Raw genomic sequence first — 18,779 nt, 5'->3', positions numbered from 1 at the left:
TACAACAGCGGTATGCGGCCCATTCGGCCGCACCGCCGGGAACCACCTCAGGCGCGACTCTCATCGAACGAGACTTGTGAAACAGGCGCTAGCGCTGGATGGACTTCAGCTCGGTGAACTCGTCCAGGCCGTGGGGGCCGAACTCGCGGCCGTTGCCCGACTGGCGGTAGCCGCCGAACGGGGCGCTGGTGTTGAACGCGGCGCCGTTGATGTCCACCTGGCCGGTGCGCAAGCGCTTGGCCACGGCGAGGGCGCGGTCGGTGTCCGCGGAGAACACCGCGCCGCCCAGGCCGTAGATGGTGGAGTTCGCGATCCGCACGGCGTCGTCCTCGTCCGCGTAGGGCATGACGGACAGCACCGGGCCGAAGATCTCCTCCTGCGCGATCGCCATGTCCGGCCGGACGCCGCCGAACACGGTCGGCGTGACGAAGAAGCCGCGGTCGAGAGGTCGGGAAGGGCCGCCGAGGGCGAGCTTCGCCCCTTCGGAGATGCCGCGCTCGATGTAGCCGACGACGCGGTCGCGCTGCGCGGCCGACACCGCCGGACCCATGCGGGTCGTCGGGAGGGCCGGATCGGCGGGCTCGTACTTGGCCGCGGCGGCGACCGCGATCTCCACCGCCTCGTCGTGCCGGGAAGCGGGCACCAGCAAGCGGGTCCACGCGCTGCACGCCTGGCCGTTGTTCATGTACGCGTTGCCCACGCCGATCTTCACCGCACGGGTCAGGTCGGCGTCGTCGAGCACCACGTTCGCCGACTTGCCGCCCAGCTCCAACGCCACCCGCTTCACCGTCTCGGCGGCCAGCGCGGACACCCGCCGACCGGCCCGCGTCGAGCCGGTGAACGACACCATGTCCACCATCGGGTGACTGGCCAACGCCTCGCCGACCACCGGTCCCGTGCCGTGGACCAGGGCGAACACGCCCTCGGGCACGCCGACGTCGTGGAGCACCGAAGCGAGCAGGTCGGCCGTGAGGGGCGCCAGCTCGCTCGGCTTGAGCACGACCACGTTCCCGGCCGCCAGCGCGGGCACGACCTTGGCCACCATCTGCTGCAACGGGAAGTTCCACGGCGTGATGGCCGCGACCACGCCGACCGGCTCCCGCAGCACGAGCGAGTTCCCGATCTCCGCACCGTCGAAGTACCCGGCGGCGAGCACGTCCGCCACGCCGCGCGCGATGCCCACCGGGTTCGGCACCTGCACCCGTGACGCGAACGTGGCCGGGGTGCCCATCTCGGCCGTCATGGTCGCGGCGAACTCCGCCGCCCGCGCCTCGATGGCGTCCGCGACCGCCCGCACGAGGGCGAGCCGGGAGTCCGGCGACGTCGCCGACCACGCCGGGAACGCGGCGACGGCCCTGGTCACGGCGGCGTCCACGGCGTCGGGCGTGCCGGCGGGGACCGTGCCGACGACCTCTTCGGTGGTCGGGTTGACGACCTCGATCACTGCGGACTCCCCGAGAACGGTGTGACACTCCAAGACGAACTTTGCCCCAGAGTGTCACACCGGACGCGTCAGGAGAAGTCCAGACCCCCGGTCCGGGTGCGCTTGAGCTCGAAGAAGTACGGGAAGCCCGCCAACGCCCGCGCGCCGTCGAACACCTTCACCGCGTCCTCGCCACGCGGGATCTTGGTGAGCACGGGCCCGAAGAACGCCACGCCGTCGATGTGGATCGTCGGCGTGCCGACGTCCATGCCCACCGGGTCCATGCCGCGGTGGTGGCTGGCCCGCAGCTCCTCGTCGTGCTCGTCGGTGTGCGCGGCCTCGGCCAGCTCCGCGGGCAGGTCCACGTCCTCCAGCGCGAGCTTGATGGCCTGGTCGTAGTCACGCGTGCTGCCCAGGCCCTCGTTGTGGATCCGGGTGCCGAGCGCGGTGTAGAGGTCGCGCAGCACGCCGTCGCCCTTGAGCTTGGCCGCGGCGATGGCGACGCGCACCGGCCCCCAGCCGCGGTCCATCATGTCGCGGTAGTCGGCCGGCAGGTCCCGGTCCTCGTTGAGCACGGACAGGCTCATCACGCGGAAGTTCAGGTCGAGGTCGCGCTGCTTCTCCACCTCGAGGATCCACCGGGACGAGATCCACGCGAACGGGCAGATCGGGTCGAAGTAGAAGTCGACCTTCGTACGTCCCTCTGTCGACATGCGGTGTTCCCTCCGTGGCTGTTCGTGAGCGGTGCGCCGGGTCCGGCGCTTCCATCGTGCTCAACCAGCCCACCACGCGCAGTCTTCCCTCGGACGCCAGTCCACTTCCGGGGGTCCCACGTGATTGGATGCGACTGTCGTGTTCACCGACTCGACACCCATACCCGTTCCGACGACGCCGACGCCGAGGTCCCGTGGCGGCGGCAGACGAGGTGACCAGTGGCGGCACCCAACCTCACCCGCGACCAGGCGCAGCAGCGGGCCTCGCTGCTGGAGGTCGATTCCTACCGGATCGAGCTGGACCTGACCGACGGTGGCGGAAAGCCCGGCTCGGACACGTTCCGCTCGACCACGACGGTTGCCTTCCGCAGCCAGACGCCCGGCGCGTCCTCGTGGGTCGACGTCGTGGCCGCCAATGTCCACCGCGCCGTGCTCAACGGGCACGAGCTGGACGTCTCCTCCTACCGCGAGGAAGACGGCATCCACCTGCCCGACCTGGCCGAGGTCAACGAGCTGACGGTCGAGGCCGACTGCCGGTACATGAACACCGGCGAGGGCCTGCACCGGTTCGTCGACCCGGTCGACGGCGAGGTGTACCTGTACTCGCAGTTCGAGACGGCGGACGCCAAGCGCATGTTCGCCTGCTTCGACCAGCCCGACCTGAAGTCGGTCTACCAGCTCACGGTGACCGCGCCGCACCACTGGAAGGTCGTCTCCAACGCGGCGATCGAGTCCACTGTGGACGGTTCGGGCGGCGCGGACGTGCACGTCTTCGCCACCACCAAGCCCATGTCGACGTACCTGGTCGCGCTGGTCGCCGGTCCTTACGCCGAGTGGCGCGACGAGTTCCAGGACGGCGACACCACGATCCCGCTCGGCATCTACTGCCGCGCGTCGCTCGCGCCGCACATGGACGCCGAGCGGCTGTTCACCGAGACCAAGCAGGGTTTCGGCTTCTTCCACAAGGCGTTCGGGGTCACGTACCCGTTCGGCAAGTACGACCAGTGCTTCGTGCCCGAGTTCAACGCGGGCGCGATGGAGAACGCGGGCTGCGTCACGTTCCTGGAGGACTACGTCTTCCGCAGCCGCGTCACCCGCTACCTGTACGAACGCCGTGCCGAGACCGTGCTGCACGAGATGGCGCACATGTGGTTCGGCGACCTGGTGACCATGCGCTGGTGGGACGACCTGTGGCTGAACGAGTCGTTCGCCACCTGGGCGTCGGTGCTGGCGCAGGCCGAGGCGACCGAGTACCGGCAGGCGTGGACGACGTTCGCCAAGATCGAGAAGTCGTGGGCCTACCGGCAGGACCAGCTGCCGTCCACGCACCCCGTGGCCGCCGACATCCCGGACCTGCAGGCGGTCGAGGTCAACTTCGACGGCATCACCTACGCCAAGGGCGCCTCGGTGCTCAAGCAGCTGGTGGCCTACGTCGGCCTGGAGAACTTCCTGTCCGGCCTGCGGGTGTACTTCGGCAAGCACGCCTGGGGCAACGCGACGCTGGCCGACCTGCTCAACGCGCTCGAAGAGGCGTCCGGCCGCGACCTGTCGTGGTGGAGCGCGCAGTGGCTGGAGACCACCGGCCTGAACCTGCTGCGACCCAAGTACTCGGTCGACTCCCAGGGCAGGTTCACCGAGTTCGCCGTGCTCCAGGGCGGCGCGCGGCCGGGCGCGGGCGAGCTGCGCACGCACCGGTTGGCGATCGGCGTGTACGACGCGGACGCCGACGGCAAGCTCGTGCGCACCCACCGGGTGGAGCTGGACGTGTCCGGCGAGCGGACCGAGGTCCCCGAGCTGGTCGGCGTGCCGCGCGGCAAGCTGGTGCTGGTCAACGACGACGACCTCACCTACTGCACGATGCGCCTGGACGCCGACTCGCTGGCGTCGCTGATCGACCACATCGCCGACATCGCCGAGCCGCTGCCGCGCACGCTGTGCTGGTCGGCGGCGTGGGAGATGACGCGCGAGGCCGAGCTGAAGGCGCGCGACTTCGTGAACCTGGTGCTCGGCGGCCTGCACGCGGAGACCGAGGTCGGCGTCGTGCAGCGGCTGCTGCTGCAGGCGCAGACGGCGCTGTCGTCGTACGCGGACGTGTCGTGGCGCGACGAGGGCTGGCGGCGGTTCACCACGCGGGTCCTGGAGCTGGCCCGTGCCGCCGAGCCCGGTTCGGACCACCAGCTGGCGTTCGTCAACTCCCTGGCCGGGTCCGTGCTCGACTCCGCGACGCAGGAGGTCGTGCGCGGCTGGCTGGACGGCACGGACGTGCTCGACGGCCTCGACGTGGACACCGACCTGCGGTGGCGGCTGCTGCACGCGCTGGTCGCGCACGGCGCCGCCGGGCTGGACGAGATCCGGGCCGAGGAGGAGCGCGACCCCACCGCCACCGGTCGCCGCAAGGCCGAGTCGGCCCGCGCGCTGCGGCCGACGATCGAGGCGAAGACCGAGGCGTGGGACCGCGCGGTGAACGACGACGAGCTGCCGAACGCGGTGTCGGAGGCGATCATCGCGGGCATCCAGCACCCCGGCCAGAAGGCGCTGCTCCAGCCGTTCGTCGCGCGGTACTTCGCCGACGTGGCCGACGTGTGGGAGCGCCGGTCGAGCGAGCGGGCGCAGTCCATGGTCGTCGGCCTGTTCCCGTCGTGGTCGATCTCGAAGGAGACGGTCACGGCGGCCGACGAGTGGCTGGCCGAAGAACGCCCGCCGGCCCTGCGCCGACTGGTGTCGGAGGGCCGTGCGGGCATCGTGCGCGCCCTGGCGGCCCAGGAGTTCGACCGGTCCTGAGGTTCGACGTGTGACGTGCGGTGCACCCGGTCGTGTCACCGCACGTCACACAAGTCGTAGTACACTCCCCACATGGGCACCATCACTTTTCGCCCGGACACCGAGACGGAACGGGCACTGGAGAGATTGACGGCCGATGGCCGCAGCGCTTCAGCCGCGATCCGCGAGGCCCTGCTCCTGGCCGCGAAGGTGCAGCAGGCCGAGGCATTGCGCGAGGAAGCGCTCGCGTTGGCAGCCGACCCCGAGGACGTGGCGGAAGCAAGGGCCGTACTCGCCGACTTGGAGCCACTGCGTGCGTGGTGAGGTCTACCGCCTTCGGGCGCCGCGCAACGCTACCGGGCACGAGCAGCAAGGCAGTCGCTACGCGGTCGTCGTCCAGTCGAACGCGCTCCCGTTGAGCACGTGGCTCGTCGCGCCGACCTCCACCTCGGCTCGACCGGCGTCGTTCCGCCCTGAGATCGAACTGAACGGGCAGCCCACTCGAGTGCTCGTAGAACAGACAACGGCCATCGACCCCCAACGCTTGGGTGATCGGGCCGGAAGGTTGTCCCTGCACGAGATGAACGAGGTGGATACCGCTCTTCGCATCGTGCTCGACCTGTGAACTGGGCGGTGCCGCTCCGACCGTTCGTGGCGCGGTACCGCGCCGACTGGTGTCGGAGGGCCGTGCGGGCATCGTGCGCGCCCTGGCGGCCCAGGAGTTCGACCGGTCCTGAGGTTCGACGTGTGACGTGCGCGGAGCCGCTGCGTGCGTGGTGATGGCTTCGGACCTGGTGACGGCTTCGAGGTGAACGGGGCAGCGCTTCAGGCGCTGCTCCGTTTCGCGTCCGGCGCGGAGCGGTGGTCGCGGTCGTAGGCGTCGGCCCAGCGGGCGAACACGTCGCGTGAGTGGGCCGGGCTCAGGACCACGCGCTCCAGCTGGCGCATCTTGGCCTCGTAGGCGTCGATCGCGGTCGGGTCGTCGTGGAACACCGTCGCCGTCTCGGTCTCCGCGTAGGCCAGCGGCTTGACCGGCGACGAGAACGTCAGCAGGGTCCCGGAGTGGCGCAGGTAGGTGTGCGACGGCGCGCTCATCGGGATGATCCGCGGGCTGATGCGCGACCAGCCGCACATCAACGTCAGGCGCAGCATCTGGTCGCGCATGACCCTCGCGTCGCCGACCACGATCCGCAACGCCGCCTCGTGGATGTAGATCACCGTCTCCGGCCCGCCCGGCCTGCGCAACGCGTCCTGCCGCGACATGCGCGCCTCCGTCAGGTCCCGGTCCTTGGTCAAGGCGTACGCGTAGTCCTCGGTCTGCGCCAGGCTCGGCACGACCAGCGGCTCGTAGGTCGTCACCGTGCGGGCCACGTGCTCGTGCACGGACAGCGCCGTGAGCGTGTCCGGCCACGGGTCGTGCCGGCGCAGGAAGTTGCCCGCGTCGACCTCGCTGGCGATCGCCAGGACCCGGTCGCGGGTCGCCTTGTCCGCGCCACACCGGCCCAGCAGCGTCCCGATCTCCCACGGACTCGTGCCGCGCGTGCCGGTTTCGAGTTTCGACAGCTTGCCCAACGACCAGCCGAGCGCGTCGGCGACGAATGCCGACGACATCCGGGCCCGGTGCCGGACGCGGCGCAATTCCTCGCCCAATTCCCGACTGCGGGCCGTGCTCAGCCGCGCGGACGGCCTTTCTTCGGACTCCATGAAACCCCCTTGACGCACGTCTGCAAAGGGCGCGGCGAGTGGTGTGCGCTGCGAAGTCCCGTCGCGCGCTGCACCACTCGCCGCACATGTCCGACCAGTGTGCGGGCTGGTCGGAAGCTCTGGTGCACAACACCTTGTCCGGCCCGCAACACCTGGTCAATCCCCTTTTCGAGCGAGAGACTTGACCACTGGTCCCGCTTTAAGATGCATTTCCATGAACCGCAACACCTCGAAATCCATCGCTTTGGGCGCGCGTTTGCGCAACGTCCGCGAGGCCAATAACCTCAGTCAACGCGCACTCGCGAGGAAGATTGGCGTCGTACATTCGTTGCTCTCGCGCAACGAAAGCGGCCAGCGCGTCCCGACCCGCTCCGAGGTCATCCGCATCCTCGAGCCGCTCGACATCACCGATCGGGATCGCGAAGAAATCCTGGCGATGACCGAAGATCCGAGTGGATCACCCCTCGCGATGATCGACATGCCCGAACTGCGCTCCCAGATCGCCGCGCTCGTGGAGGTCGAGCAGATGGCCAAGGAGATCGTCAGCTGGTCACCGCTGATCATCCCCGGCCTGCTGCAGGTCAGCGCCTACACCCGCGCGATCATGGAAGCCGCCCGCATCCCCGACGGGGAGATCGCCACCCGCGTCGCCGTCCGGATGGGGCGGCGCGACATCCTCACCCGCCGCAACCCCGTCCGCTACACCGTCCTGATCGGCGAGGCCGTGCTCAGCCAGACGTTCGGCAGCCGGGAGGTCATGACCGAGCAGTTCGACCACCTGCTGATGATGAGCGCGCACGAGAACGTCGACCTCAGGGTCGTGCCGACCGCCACCGGCTGGCATCCGGGTCTCGACGGTGCCTTCACGGTGCTGAAGTGCGAGGGCACGTCGTTCGCGCACCTGGAGAACCACGTCAGCTCGGTCTTCGTGCAGGAGGCTGAGGCAGTAGCCGGCTTCGAGGCGTGCGTGCCAAGGTTGCTGGAGGTCGCGATGAGCACGGAGCAGTCGTTCGAACTCATCGCGAAGGAGGTGCAACGGACGACGGGAGTCGCATGACCGTGCGCTGGAAGAAGTCCAACAGGAGTGTCAGCGATGGCTCCTGCGTGGAGGTGGCGAACCACCTCGGCGCGGTGCGGGACAGCAAGAACCCCTCGGTCGTGCTGGGTGTCAGCCCGGCACGGCTGAAGGCGTTCGTGGACGCGCTCAAGGCCCGGTGAACGCGAAGGCCCCGGCGGGTGTGCGCCGGGGCCTTCACTTCGTCGTTCGGGGGTCGTCAGACGTGCTTGGGAGCCGTGCCCGCCTGGTCGGTCAGCATCCGCAGGCCGCTCACCAGGCCGCCGGACAGGTCGCCCTCCTTGAAGGACGCGACCATGCTCATCACCGCGAGCTTCGCGCCGCGGTCGGCGATGCGGCGGTTGGACTCCTCGCCCGTCACCACCTCCACCCGGCGTTCACCGGGCGACACGGCGACCAGCACGGCGTGCGTGGGTCGCACGGTGGCGGCGTGCAACTCCTCGGCCTTCGCCCGCGGGTCCGCGCCCAGCTCGCCGAGGTAGACGCTGAAGTCCAACCCGGTGGTGCGGCTGGCCAGCGTCAGCGCCTCGTCCAGGCTCGACAGCTGCACCGGCGTGAACGGCAGGCCCGGCGCGTGCGGCTCGTACATCTTCGCGGCGGACACCCGGCCGCTGTTGGTCACGACCGCGCCGACCTCCAGCGTCGACGGGTCGACGTCCACCCTCGTCAGCTCACCAGTTGCCACGGGCACCTCCCTTTGCGGTGCGGCCCTCGGCCGGCGCCGTGACGGCCTGGTGCGCGCCGCCGGGCAGGCCCGCGGGGTTCGCCGTCCACCAGACGGGGGCGTAGTTCCACTCCTGGCCCGGGCGGTACCGCTGAATGCGGGTGGCCTTCGGCCTCAGCGTCAGTAGCGTGATCACGCCGTAGATGGCCAGCGGGATCAGCGCGAAGACGAGCACGGTCTCCACGATGGTCACGCCGGTTACGGTAACCGATCGTCCAGGTCAGGTCGGGGTGAGGGCACCCGTTTCCGCACTGGTGTGGGTCGGGCGGTGTGCGCGGGGCCTCCGGCGGCCCCTTCCAACTGTGAACGCGGCCCCGCGGGCGTGCCCGGCGATCACGCGTACGGCGGTGACCACGTGGTGGGACGCCGACCGGGGCCGCGCGCACGTGACCGTCACGGGGATGGGCCCTGGCACGTGGCATAGCGCCCTGTGAGCTGCCTGACGTCCTACCTGCGACGACGTCACGCTCGGTGTCCATCGGTGCCGGATGTACCAGCTCCGGTGCTCGATCGTCGCAGTCCGTACACCCGGTCGGCCTTCCCCCGGACGGAGGCGAATGGCGGCCGGTTTGGCGTCTTGTCCTGGGCCCACTCGGCTTCTAGCTTTTCACCTGTACGGGTCTTGCGCATCCGATTCCGGAGACCAATACCCGCCCGATGAGTCTCGGAGGACACGACATGTACACCATGAACCTTGTTCTGGTCGCCGCCCTCACCCTTTCGTCGTACACCCAATCGGAGCAGAGCGTTACCACTGTTCAGCCTCAGGCCACGCTCGCCGAGTCGGTGCGCATCACCTCCGACGACTCCGTTCGGATCACCTCTCAGGGCTCCGTCCGCATCACCTCGGCCACGGACGACTCCGTCCGGATCACGGCGTCGGAGTCCGATTCCGTCCGGATCACCGGGTCGGACGCGGACTCCGTGCGCATCACGATGGCGGGCTCGGTCCGGATCACCTCGGGATCGGTGCGCATCACCGACGACTCGGTGCGCATCACGGACGACTCCGTGCGCATCACCGACGACTCCGTGCGCATCACGGACGACCCCCGGGACTACGTCCTGGCGGCGTGAGGAGGAGCGGGCGCTAAGCCGCGGGCTCGCCGAGGTAGGGCAGCCACAGCGGGTCGGCCTCGGTGACGCCGGCCAGCAGCCGCCAGTGCGGCCCGCGGGGCGCGTTGGGCACCACGCGCAGGCGCCAGCCGAGCTCCGAGAGGAGCTTGTCGGCCTTGCGGTGGTTGCACTTCGCGCAGCAGGCGACGCAGTTGGTCCACGAGTGGGGGCCGCCCCGGCTGCGCGGCACCACGTGGTCGATCGTCTCCGCGCGTCCGCCGCAGTACGCGCAGCGGTACCGGTCCCGGTGCATCAGCCCGGCCCGCGTGAGCGGGACCCGGCCCCGGTAGGGCACGCGCACGTAGTTCGCCAGCCGGATCACCGACGGGACGACGACCTCGGACGTCGAGGAGTGGACGACGGCCCCGGCGGGGTCACCGTGCACGACCTCGGCCTTCCCGCACACGACGAGGACCACCGCGCGCCGCAGGGGCAACGCGGTGAGCGGTTCGAACGTGGCGTTGAGCAGCAGGACCTTGCGTCTTCCCCAGGGCAACACCACGGGCGCCGGACCGGCCCCCTGGCCGTCGGCCACAGTGTGCACGGTGTTCAGCGCGAGCTGTTTTTGGCCGGACGGCACCGACGACGCGATCCCGGCGTTCACCAGGGCGCCGATCGGGGTGGGTTGTCGGTCTGGCACGCGACCACCTCCACCGGTTCAGGCCTAGCAGACCACAGATCGACCCCAAAAATCACCTGTGATATGTGACGTGTCACGAAGCCGAGGCCGAAACTTGGGTGAACGGCCCCCTATCGGACATGGTTTTCATCACGCGGGCTACGCTCGGCGAGGTGACCGATGCCTCCCGCGCAGCGCTGCCTGCGACGATCACCTACCCCGCCGCACCGCGGCTCGACCTCGTCGACGACCTGCACGGACACGCGGTCCCCGACCCGTACCGCTGGCTCGAAGACCCTGCGGACCCCCGAACGGCCGCGTGGTCGGACGCGCAGGACGGGGTGGCGCGGTCGTGGCTGGACGCGATGCCCGGCCGGGACGCGCTCGCCGCCCGATTGGGTGAGCTGATGCGGACCGGTTCCGTCGGCACGCCGGTGTGGCGGGCCGGGCGGGCGTTCTACACGCGCCGCGGGCCGGACGAGGACCACCCCGTGCTGTACGTGCGGGTGGACGGCGTGGAGCGGGTGCTGCTGGACGTGTCGCGGCTGGACCCGTCCGGGCGGACGACCCTCGACCAGTGGTCGCCGTCCCGCGAGGGCACGCGGCTGGCCTACCAGGTGTCCGTGGGCGGTGACGAGCACTCGTTGCTGCACGTCGTGGACGTCGACACGGGCGAGCTGCTGGACGGCCCGATCGACCGGTGCCGGTACTCGCCGGTCGGCTGGCTGCCCGGTGGCGAGGAGTTCTTCTACGTGCGGCGGATCGACCCCGCGCTGGTGCCCGAGGACGAGCGGCAGTTCCACCGGCGGGTGTGGCGGCACCGGGTGGGCACGCCCGCGTCCGACGACGTGAACGTGCACGGCGACGGACTGGACCACACCTACTACTACGGGCTGTCGCTGTCGGAGGACGGCCGGTGGCTGGTGGTGAACGGCGCGCCCGGCACCGTGCGGCGCGACTCGGTGTGGATCGCCGACCTGCACGGCTCGGGCGAGCTGACGCCGGTCGTGCGCGACTCCGACGACGTGCAGTGCTCGGCGTGGGTCGCCCCGGACGGGCGGCTCTACCTGCGGACCAGCCGGGACGCGCCCCGGTTCCGGGTGTGCGTGGCCGACCCGGCGGCCCCGACCGAGTGGACCGAGCTGGTCGGCGAGCAGCCGGACTCGGTGCTGGACGCGGTGACGTGGCTGGACGGGTCGCTGGTGCTGCTGCGGACCCGGCACGCGGTGTCGGAACTGCACCTGCACTCCCCCGCGACCGGCGAGCACCTGCGGGAGGTCCCGCTGCCCGGCACGGGGTCGTTGCACGGGTTGTCCACAGTCGACGAGCTGACCGTTGCGGACCGGGACGTGCTGTGGTTCGGGTGGTCCGACTTCATCACGCCCTTGTCGGTGTACCGGTACTCGCTGTCGACCGGCCGGACCGAACTGGAGGCGGCGGCGCCCGGAACGGTGTCCCTGCCGGAGTTGTCCACACAACAGGTCTCGTACACGTCGGCCGACGGCACGGTCGTGCGAATGTTCGTGGTGTCCGGCAAGCAGCACCCGGACCTGCCCCGGCCGGCGTTGCTGACCGGGTACGGCGGGTTCGCGGTGGGTCGCGGGCCGGGGTACAGCGCGACCACGTTGGCGTGGGTCGAGGCGGGCGGCGTGTGGGCGCACGCGTCGTTGCGCGGCGGCGACGAGGAGGGTGAGGAATGGCACCGGGCGGGGATGCGGGAGCGCAAGCAGAACGTGTTCGACGACTTCCACGCGGCGGCCGAGCGGTTGATCCGCGACGGGTGGACCACGCCGGAGCAGTTGTCGATCATGGGTGGGTCGAACGGCGGGCTGCTCGTCGGTGCGGCGTTGACGCAGCGGCCGGAGCTCTACGCGGCGGTGGTGTGCTCAGCGCCACTGCTGGACATGGTGCGGTACGAGAACTTCCTGCTGGGGCGGCTCTGGGCGGAGGAGTACGGCTCGGCGGCCGTGCCCGAAGAGCTGGCGTGGCTGCTGGCCTACTCCCCGTACCACCGGGTGCGGCCGGGAGTTGAGTACCCTTCGGTGCTGTTCACGGTCTTCGAGTCGGACAGCCGCGTGGACCCCAACCACGCCCGGAAGATGTGCGCGGCACTGCAGCACGCGACGTCGAGTGATCCGACCAAGCACCCGGTGCTGCTCCGCCGCGAGACCGAGGTGGGGCACGCGGGCCGATCGGTGAGCCGATCGGTGGGCCTGGCCGTGGACCAGTTGACCTTCTTGGCCTGGGCGACCGGCCTGGAGTTGTGAGAGTGGAGGACTGAGCAGGTGCTGGACGTGGAGCCGACGCCGTCACCGGTGTTCAACGTGGAGGCGGCCTTCGCCGTCGCGTGGTGGGAGGTCAACGGGCCGAAGATCGCCGAGGGCGCCTTGCGGATCGCGTTGACGCTGATCATCGCCGTCGTGGTCCGCTACCTGCTCCGCCGGCTGATCGACCGGATGACCCGGGGCAACGGGGGTCGCAAGCCCAAGTTGCTCAAGCCGCTGCGGGAGCGCGCTCCCCAGGCGCTGGGCGCGCTGGTCTCCGAGCGGCGCGAGCAGCGGGCCAAGACCATCGGCTCGGTGCTCAAGTCGTTCGTCACGATCATCGTGTTCGGGGTGGCGTTCATCCAGGTCCTCACCGAGCTGGGCATGAACCCCGCGCCGATCCTGACCTCGGCGGGCATCCTCGGCGTCGCCATCGGTTTCGGCGCGCAGAACCTGGTCAAGGACTTCCTGTCCGGCATGTTCATGATGTTGGAGGACCAGTACGGCGTCGGCGACGTGGTCGACCTAGGCCCCGCGACCGGCACGGTCGAGTCGGTCGCGCTGCGGATCACCACGATCCGCGACACCAACGGCACCGTCTGGTACGTCCGCAACGGCGAGATCCTGCGGGTCGGCAACTCCTCGCAGGGCTTCGCCGTGGCCGTCGTCGACCTGCCGCTCGGGTACGGCGCGAACCTGGCGTCGGCCAGCGAGGTGCTGACCAAGGCCGTGGAGGACGCGACGGGCGAGGAGGTCCTGGCCAAGGACGTCATCGACAAGCCGCAGGTGCTCGGCGTGGAGAAGGTCACGCCGGAGGGCATCACCATGCGGGTGACGGTGAAGGTCCGGCCGGGCCGCCAGTGGGCCGTCCAGCGTGCCCTGAGAGCCAAGCTGATGCCGGCGCTGGACGAGGCGGGCATCTCCCTGAAGTCCTCCTGACGGAGGTCGGGCAGGAGCCGCCGTGCTGCTGCCCGACCACCCGGCAGCCGCTCAGGCCGCGATCACCGTGGCGAGCGTGTCGGCCAGCGACCGCGCCTCCTTCGAGCGCGCGGCGTCGGCCATGGCCCGGTCGCGGACGACTTTGAGGCGGTCGAAGGTCCTGGTCGAGCTGATGCGCCCGGCCGGGCTCAGCAGGTCGGCCGCCAGGCGGTTCGCCTCGGCGTGCTCGCCCTGCAGCACGCGGACGCCCAGCAGGGAGATCACGTCGAACAGGTTCGACCGCTGGTAGGAGTCGCGGCGCAGGCGCAGCGCCTCGACGAGGTGCGGTTCGGCCCTCCGCTCGACGCCCGGTCGGTGTTCGGCCACGGTCCGGTACGACAGGGCCGCCATGCCCTCCAGCCCGGCCCGGTCGAAGTAGGACAGCCACGCGGGGGTCTCGGAGGGGTCGGCGCGCGCGAAGTCCGCCTCCGCGACGCCGACCGCCCGGTCCACCGCACGGACGTCACCGAGGCCGGCGTGCGCCCAGGCCTCGCAGGTCGCGAGCATGGCCGCCGGCATCGGCCCCAGCCTGCTCCCCGAGCCGCGCCGGGCCAGCGCGACCAGGGACAGCGCCTCGCGGGGTTTGCCCACGTGCACCATCTGGCGCGCCATCCGGGACAGCACCTCGACGCCCAGCCCGGTGTCCCGCGCCCGCTTGGCGCAGTGCAGGGCCAGCGTGAAGTACTGCTGCGCGGTCGCCTGGAGGCCGACGTCGTGCGACATCCAGCCGGCCAGCCTGGCGAGGTCGGCGGTCGAGCGGAACAGGCGGCGGGAGATCGCGTCGGGGTAGGTGTGGTCGAGCAGGTCGGTCATCGCCTTGAGCTGTCCCACCACGGCCTCGCGGTACAGGCCGCCGCCGCGCTTGGCGTCCCAGGCCCAGAACGTCCTGGTCGCCGCCTCGATCTCGGCGATCTCCGCGGTGCCGATGCGGCCCGGCCCCAGTGCCGGGGTCGGCGCCGCGTCGTCCGCGTCCAGCCACCCGGTCAAGCGCCCTTCCAGGACCGCGCCCGTGGCCAGGGCGGCGGTCGCGCCGAGCACGTCCCTGCGTTTGATCATCAGATCGCTCCTGGTGAAGTCCTGCAACGTGGCGACCAGGCCCCGGTGGTCCCACGAGACCTGATCGCGGGTCGGCGACGCCGTGGCCAGGCCGAGGTCCGCCGGCGTGCACGGCCTGCCCGTCCGTTCGGCGAACAGCGCCGCCAACAGCTCCGGGACGGGGTGCCGCGGCCGTTCGCCCTCCAGCCACCGCCGCACCCGTGAGCTGTCCGGCGCGACGTTGTAGCCCCGGGCCCGGCCGAGCCGCCCGACGGCACGCGCGAGTTCGAGCTGGGTCCACCCTCCTTGCCGGAACCAGCGGTGGAGCGCCTCGTTGGCCTCGCCCATGTCGTGTTCTCCCTCGTGACAGGAGATGTCGCGCCCAGGATGCGGTGGCGCGCGGCGGGTTCACCACGGATCGGCGCGGTCCGCCACTGCTTCGCCAAGCGGGCGCTCAGGGCGCTGGGACCGCTACGGCGCCGGTGCGGGTGGTCGTCGGGGTGAGCGCTCGGCCGAGCCCCGCGGGTCGAGCCTGCGGTGCAGGGCGTGAGCCACGGCCACGAGCACCGTCGTCCGGTCCTTCGAGCTCCGGATCGCCTGCGCGAGCCGTTCCGCCCGGTCCGGGTCGAGCAGGGCGACCGCGCAGGCCACCTCGGCCGACGCGCGCGAGTGCTCCTGGGCGGAGATCACCGAGTCGAGTTCGCGTTCCGCCTCGGCGACCAGCTCCCGGGCCGCACCGGGCGCCACGACCGCCGCCACCCGCGCCAGCAGGCGGACCCGTTGTTCCACCATCAGCAGGGGCGTCACGGCGCGCACCTGAGCCACCCACCAGTCGGTGTCGGCCGGCTCGGCCACCTCCTCCAGCAGCAACGCCGTGCGCTGCGGATCGGTCGACTCGGTGACCAGTCGCCGGCCGTCGATCCCGGGCTGCCCGGCCAGCAGCGCCAGCAGGTCGCGATCGCGCGCCAGGCGCACCGCCTGCTCCGGGTCCGACCAGACCAACGCCCGCACGAGGTGATCGACCTCCCGCCTCGGCCGCACGCTCAAGGCCGGTCGGACCTCGGTCCACAGCCCGGCCGCCTCCAGCGCCAGCGCCCGAGCCCGTCGTGGGTCCAGCGGTCCCCACGCGGCGGCCAGGATCGCCATCCCCATCCCGGGCCCTCCGTACATCTCCGGCACGAGGGGCTCGGCCTCTTCCAGCAAACCCCGCGCCAACGCGGGGTCGACGACGCGGATGGTCGCCGCCAGTTCGGCCAGCAGCTCAACCGCTTCGTTCGGCAACGGGGCCGTCCGCGCGTGCCGGACCCTGGTCACCAGCAGCCGGGTCAGTTCGGGATCGGCCGGCGCGACCGCCCTCGCCACCTCGAGGAGCTCCTTCTGCCCCATGCCCGGCAATGCCCGCATCCACTCGCGCACCCGGCCGGGGTCGATCGCGGCGACGTGACCGGCCATCGCGAAGTGGTTGGTCGACAGCAACCACGCCCGCGCGTGCGACCAGTGCTCGATCACCTGGTCCAGGAGCCGCCGGATCCGCTCCGGGGACACGGCTCCGGGACCCACCGGCACCGGCTCCGGCCGCCCCGGCACCAGCACCGACACCTCGCCCGCCAACCCGGCCGTCGCGCCGGGCGGCCGGTGGGTGAAGTGGCCCGCGTCGGGTACGAGGAACACCCCGGACTCGCCGTCGGACACCCAGTCCAGCTCCAGGCGCCAGTCGACCTCGTGCTCGCGCACCACCAGGTCCAGCGCGAGCACGTGCGGCCGGGTCGCCGACACCGCCACCGGGAACCCCGCGCCCGGTGAGCGCGGCGGGTCGCGGTCGAAGTCCACGGTGGACCGGGCGGGCTCCACGGCTCCGGCGACCACCGCCCGCCTGCCGACCGGCCGGGGCGCCCGCCGGGCCAGGACCACCGCCCGCAACCCCGTCAGCACGACCGCCCGCGCGCCCCGCGCCTCGACGACCACGCCGACCCGGCGACTCCAGGCGTGGAACAGACCCGGCTCGTCGGCGAACTCCACCAGCTCCTCGATCGCTGACCGGTCCACCGTCACCACGAGGGACCCGGCGCCCTGGTCGCCGTCCACGTACACCGTGACGTCGCCACCGGCCTGCACGACCGTGCCCGACACCTCGGACGCCTCGTTGCGCACCTCGTCCACCGCGCCGAGCGTAGGCCCGCGGCGGGGGTCGGCGTCGGCTGCCGGTCGGTGGCTGAGGCAGGATGGAGGGGTGACCACTCCGCCGGAGAACTTCTACGAAGCAGTGGGCGGGTACGAGACGTTCCACAAGATCGTCGCGGTCTTCTACGAGGAAGTGGCCGCCGATCCCGTCCTGCGCCCGCTGTACCCCGAAGAGGACCTCGGTCCCGCCGAGGAGCGGTTCCGGCTGTTCCTGATGCAGTACTGGGGCGGTCCGCACACGTATTCCGACAACCGCGGTCATCCTCGGTTGCGGATGCGTCACGCTCCGTTCGTGATCGGTCCCGTGGAGCGGGACGCCTGGTTGCGCTGCATCAAGGTCGGCGTCGACTCCGTCGAGCTCTCCCCCGAACACCGCAAGCAGCTCTGGGCGTACCTGGAGATGGCCGCCAACAGCATGATGAACGCCTGGGTGTGATTCTTGATCACTCGAACGGGGTCGTGGTGTCGGTCGCGAATGGCAGGATGACTCCTCGTGCGACGATCCTCCGATCTACAACCAGAGATCGCCGACGAGTCCGCCTGGTGGCGTGACGCCGTCTTCTACCAGGTCTACGTCCGATCCTTCGCCGACGCGAACGGTGACGGCGTGGGCGACCTCGACGGTATCCGCTCCCGGCTCGGCTACCTCGAACTGCTCGGCGTGGACGCCCTGTGGCTCACGCCGTTCTTCACCTCCCCCATGGCCGACCACGGCTACGACGTGGCCGACCCCCGTGACGTCGACCCGCTGTTCGGCGACCTGGCCGCGTTCGACCGGCTGGTCACCGAGGCGCACGCGCACAACCTCAAGGTCACCATCGACCTCGTGCCGAACCACACCAGCGACCGGCACGCCTGGTTCCAGGCCGCGCTGCGGGCCGGGCCCGGCTCGGTCGAGCGGGACCGGTTCGTGTTCCGCGACGGCGGCGGGTTCGACGGGTCCGTGCCGCCGAACAACTGGCCCAGCCAGTTCGGCGGGCCGGCGTGGACCCGGGTGCCCGACGGGCAGTGGTACCTGCACCTGTTCGCGCCCGAGCAGCCCGACCTGAACTGGGACAACCCCGAGGTCGCCGCCGACCTGGCGCGCACGCTGCGGTTCTGGCTCGACCGCGGGGTGGACGGGTTCCGCATCGACGTCGCCCACGGCATGGCCAAGCCCTACGGCTTGCCGAACCTCGACCCGCGGGTCGAGCTGGGCGCGGGCGTGATGCACGACAACGCGCTGGACCCCCGGTTCGACAACGACGGCGTGCACGAGATCCACCGGATGATCCGCAAGGTCATCGACGAGTACCCGGGCCGGATGGCCGTCGGCGAGATCTGGGTGAAGGACGACGAGCGGTACGCCCGGTACCTGCGGCCCGACGAGCTGCACCTCGGGTTCAGCTTCCGGTTCCTCGAGGCGCCGTTCGACGCGGACGGCGTCCGCTCGGCCATCGAGCACGGGCTGGGCGCGGTGCGCGGCGTGGGCGCGCCGCCGACCTGGACGTTGTCCAACCACGACGTGCCGCGGCACGTGACGCGGTACGGCGGCGGCGCGATCGGCGCGCAGCGGGCGAAGGCGATGACGCTGGTGGAACTGGCGCTGCCCGGCGTGGTCTACCTCTACAACGGCGAAGAGCTCGGCCTGCCGGACGTGGAGCTGCCGGAGTGGGCGTTGCAGGACCCGATCTGGCTGCGGTCCGGGCACACCCTGCGCGGTCGCGACGGCTGCCGCGTCCCGCTGCCGTGGGAGGGCGACACGCCGCCGTTCGGCTTCTCCGAGGGCGTGACCACCTGGCTGCCGCAGCCGAACGAGTGGGCCGGCCTGACCGCCGAGTCGCAGCTGGAAGACCCCGACTCGATGCTCTCGTTCTACCGGCACGCGCTGGAGCTGCGGAAGTCGCAGCCGGCGTTCAGCGGCGACGAACTGGAGTGGTACGGCGCGCCGCCCGGGTGCTTCGCGTTCCGGCGCAAGGGCGGCGGGCTGATCTGCGCCCTGAACACCTCCGGCGGCCCGGTGCCGCTGCCGCCCGGGGAGATCCTGCTGGCCAGCGGTCCGATGGACGGCAACCAGCTGCCGCCGGACACCGCGGTCTGGCTGGTCTGACGACGCGGGGGGGGGGGGGGGGGGGGGGGGGGGGGGGGGGGGGGGGGGGGGGGGGGGGGGGGGGGGGGGGGGGGGGGGGGGGGGGGGGGGGGGGGGGG

Annotated in this window: 18 protein-coding genes; 10 read left to right on the top strand and 8 right to left on the bottom strand. The window is 71.2% G+C overall.

Annotated features, from left to right (window positions below):
* Window positions 1–88 precede the first annotated feature (88 nt).
* Both ACZ7GX_RS44050 and ACZ7GX_RS44045 read right to left on the bottom strand, forming a co-directional pair.
* Window positions 89–1,444 carry an aldehyde dehydrogenase family protein gene (locus tag ACZ7GX_RS44050; RefSeq protein WP_498786589.1) on the bottom strand — a complete coding sequence of 452 codons (1,356 nt, stop codon included), beginning with the start codon at window positions 1,442–1,444 and terminating at the stop codon, window positions 89–91.
* A gap of 68 nt (window positions 1,445–1,512) precedes the next feature.
* Complete coding sequence (locus ACZ7GX_RS44045; protein WP_498786587.1) at window positions 1,513–2,136, bottom strand: mycothiol-dependent nitroreductase Rv2466c family protein; 624 nt, start codon at window positions 2,134–2,136, stop codon at window positions 1,513–1,515.
* 219 nt (window positions 2,137–2,355) lie between these two features.
* On the opposite strand from ACZ7GX_RS44045, the gene pepN reads away from it, so the two are divergent.
* From pepN to ACZ7GX_RS44030, 3 genes are all read left to right on the top strand, one after another.
* Window positions 2,356–4,917, top strand: a complete 2,562-nt coding sequence (gene pepN, locus ACZ7GX_RS44040; RefSeq protein ID WP_498786585.1) for an aminopeptidase N — start codon at window positions 2,356–2,358, stop codon at window positions 4,915–4,917.
* A gap of 72 nt (window positions 4,918–4,989) precedes the next feature.
* Window positions 4,990–5,220, top strand: coding sequence for a hypothetical protein (locus ACZ7GX_RS44035; protein ID WP_498786583.1), 231 nt, complete (start codon window positions 4,990–4,992; stop codon window positions 5,218–5,220).
* A complete protein-coding gene (locus ACZ7GX_RS44030) occupies window positions 5,210–5,521 on the top strand; it encodes a type II toxin-antitoxin system PemK/MazF family toxin (RefSeq protein ID WP_498786581.1) in 312 nt (103 codons plus the stop codon). Before ACZ7GX_RS44035 ends, ACZ7GX_RS44030 begins: the two co-directional genes overlap by 11 nt.
* 200 nt (window positions 5,522–5,721) lie before the next feature.
* Here ACZ7GX_RS44030 and ACZ7GX_RS44025 read toward each other — a convergent pair whose 3' ends face one another.
* Window positions 5,722–6,600, bottom strand: a complete 879-nt coding sequence (locus ACZ7GX_RS44025) for a helix-turn-helix domain-containing protein (protein WP_498786579.1) — start codon at window positions 6,598–6,600, stop codon at window positions 5,722–5,724.
* 214 nt (window positions 6,601–6,814) lie between these two features.
* On the opposite strand from ACZ7GX_RS44025, the gene ACZ7GX_RS44020 reads away from it, so the two are divergent.
* Window positions 6,815–7,657 carry a helix-turn-helix domain-containing protein gene (locus ACZ7GX_RS44020; RefSeq protein WP_498786578.1) on the top strand — a complete coding sequence of 281 codons (843 nt, stop codon included), beginning with the start codon at window positions 6,815–6,817 and terminating at the stop codon, window positions 7,655–7,657.
* Window positions 7,654–7,818 carry a DUF397 domain-containing protein gene (locus tag ACZ7GX_RS44015; RefSeq protein WP_498786576.1) on the top strand — a complete coding sequence of 55 codons (165 nt, stop codon included), beginning with the start codon at window positions 7,654–7,656 and terminating at the stop codon, window positions 7,816–7,818. The genes ACZ7GX_RS44020 and ACZ7GX_RS44015 overlap by 4 nt, the downstream gene beginning before the upstream one ends.
* A 56-nt stretch (window positions 7,819–7,874) precedes the next feature.
* Here the strand turns inward: ACZ7GX_RS44015 and ACZ7GX_RS44010 are convergent, their stop codons facing one another.
* Together ACZ7GX_RS44010 and ctaJ are read right to left on the bottom strand one after the other, a co-directional pair.
* The gene (locus tag ACZ7GX_RS44010) at window positions 7,875–8,360 is read right to left on the bottom strand and encodes a DUF5130 family protein (RefSeq protein WP_498786574.1); all 486 of its coding nucleotides are present in this window, start codon (window positions 8,358–8,360) and stop codon (window positions 7,875–7,877) included.
* The gene (gene ctaJ, locus ACZ7GX_RS44005; protein ID WP_106615147.1) at window positions 8,347–8,592 is read right to left on the bottom strand and encodes an aa3-type cytochrome oxidase subunit CtaJ; all 246 of its coding nucleotides are present in this window, start codon (window positions 8,590–8,592) and stop codon (window positions 8,347–8,349) included. The genes ACZ7GX_RS44010 and ctaJ overlap by 14 nt, the downstream gene beginning before the upstream one ends.
* A 485-nt stretch (window positions 8,593–9,077) precedes the next feature.
* On the opposite strand from ctaJ, the gene ACZ7GX_RS44000 reads away from it, so the two are divergent.
* Window positions 9,078–9,476 carry a hypothetical protein gene (locus ACZ7GX_RS44000; RefSeq protein WP_498786572.1) on the top strand — a complete coding sequence of 133 codons (399 nt, stop codon included), beginning with the start codon at window positions 9,078–9,080 and terminating at the stop codon, window positions 9,474–9,476.
* Window positions 9,477–9,489: 13 nt separating this feature from the next.
* On the opposite strand, the gene ACZ7GX_RS43995 is transcribed toward ACZ7GX_RS44000, so the two are convergent.
* Window positions 9,490–10,155: an HNH endonuclease gene (locus ACZ7GX_RS43995; RefSeq protein ID WP_230565909.1), complete on the bottom strand. Its 666-nt coding sequence runs from the start codon at window positions 10,153–10,155 to the stop codon at window positions 9,490–9,492.
* A 152-nt stretch (window positions 10,156–10,307) separates the two neighbouring features.
* Here ACZ7GX_RS43995 and ACZ7GX_RS43990 point away from each other — a divergent pair, with 152 nt between their 5' ends.
* Both ACZ7GX_RS43990 and ACZ7GX_RS43985 read left to right on the top strand, forming a co-directional pair.
* Window positions 10,308–12,401 carry a prolyl oligopeptidase family serine peptidase gene (locus ACZ7GX_RS43990; RefSeq protein ID WP_498786570.1) on the top strand — a complete coding sequence of 698 codons (2,094 nt, stop codon included), beginning with the start codon at window positions 10,308–10,310 and terminating at the stop codon, window positions 12,399–12,401.
* 21 nt (window positions 12,402–12,422) lie between these two features.
* On the top strand, window positions 12,423–13,337 hold the full coding sequence (locus tag ACZ7GX_RS43985) for a mechanosensitive ion channel family protein (RefSeq protein ID WP_498786591.1): 915 nt from the start codon (window positions 12,423–12,425) through the stop codon (window positions 13,335–13,337).
* Between the two features lie 51 nt (window positions 13,338–13,388).
* Here ACZ7GX_RS43985 and ACZ7GX_RS43980 read toward each other — a convergent pair whose 3' ends face one another.
* Together ACZ7GX_RS43980 and ACZ7GX_RS43975 are read right to left on the bottom strand one after the other, a co-directional pair.
* Window positions 13,389–14,759, bottom strand: a complete 1,371-nt coding sequence (locus ACZ7GX_RS43980; protein WP_498786568.1) for an NsdA family TPR-like regulatory protein — start codon at window positions 14,757–14,759, stop codon at window positions 13,389–13,391.
* A gap of 123 nt (window positions 14,760–14,882) precedes the next feature.
* Window positions 14,883–16,571: a hypothetical protein gene (locus ACZ7GX_RS43975; RefSeq protein WP_498786566.1), complete on the bottom strand. Its 1,689-nt coding sequence runs from the start codon at window positions 16,569–16,571 to the stop codon at window positions 14,883–14,885.
* A gap of 70 nt (window positions 16,572–16,641) precedes the next feature.
* On the opposite strand from ACZ7GX_RS43975, the gene ACZ7GX_RS43970 reads away from it, so the two are divergent.
* Both ACZ7GX_RS43970 and ACZ7GX_RS43965 read left to right on the top strand, forming a co-directional pair.
* Window positions 16,642–17,028: a globin gene (locus ACZ7GX_RS43970; protein WP_498786564.1), complete on the top strand. Its 387-nt coding sequence runs from the start codon at window positions 16,642–16,644 to the stop codon at window positions 17,026–17,028.
* Window positions 17,029–17,085: 57 nt separating this feature from the next.
* The gene (locus ACZ7GX_RS43965) at window positions 17,086–18,681 is read left to right on the top strand and encodes a glycoside hydrolase family 13 protein (RefSeq protein WP_498786563.1); all 1,596 of its coding nucleotides are present in this window, start codon (window positions 17,086–17,088) and stop codon (window positions 18,679–18,681) included.
* Window positions 18,682–18,779 lie beyond the last annotated feature (98 nt).

Source organism: Actinosynnema sp. NPDC037264 (assembly GCF_055603705.1).
This window is presented reverse-complemented; position numbering and strand designations above follow the sequence as displayed.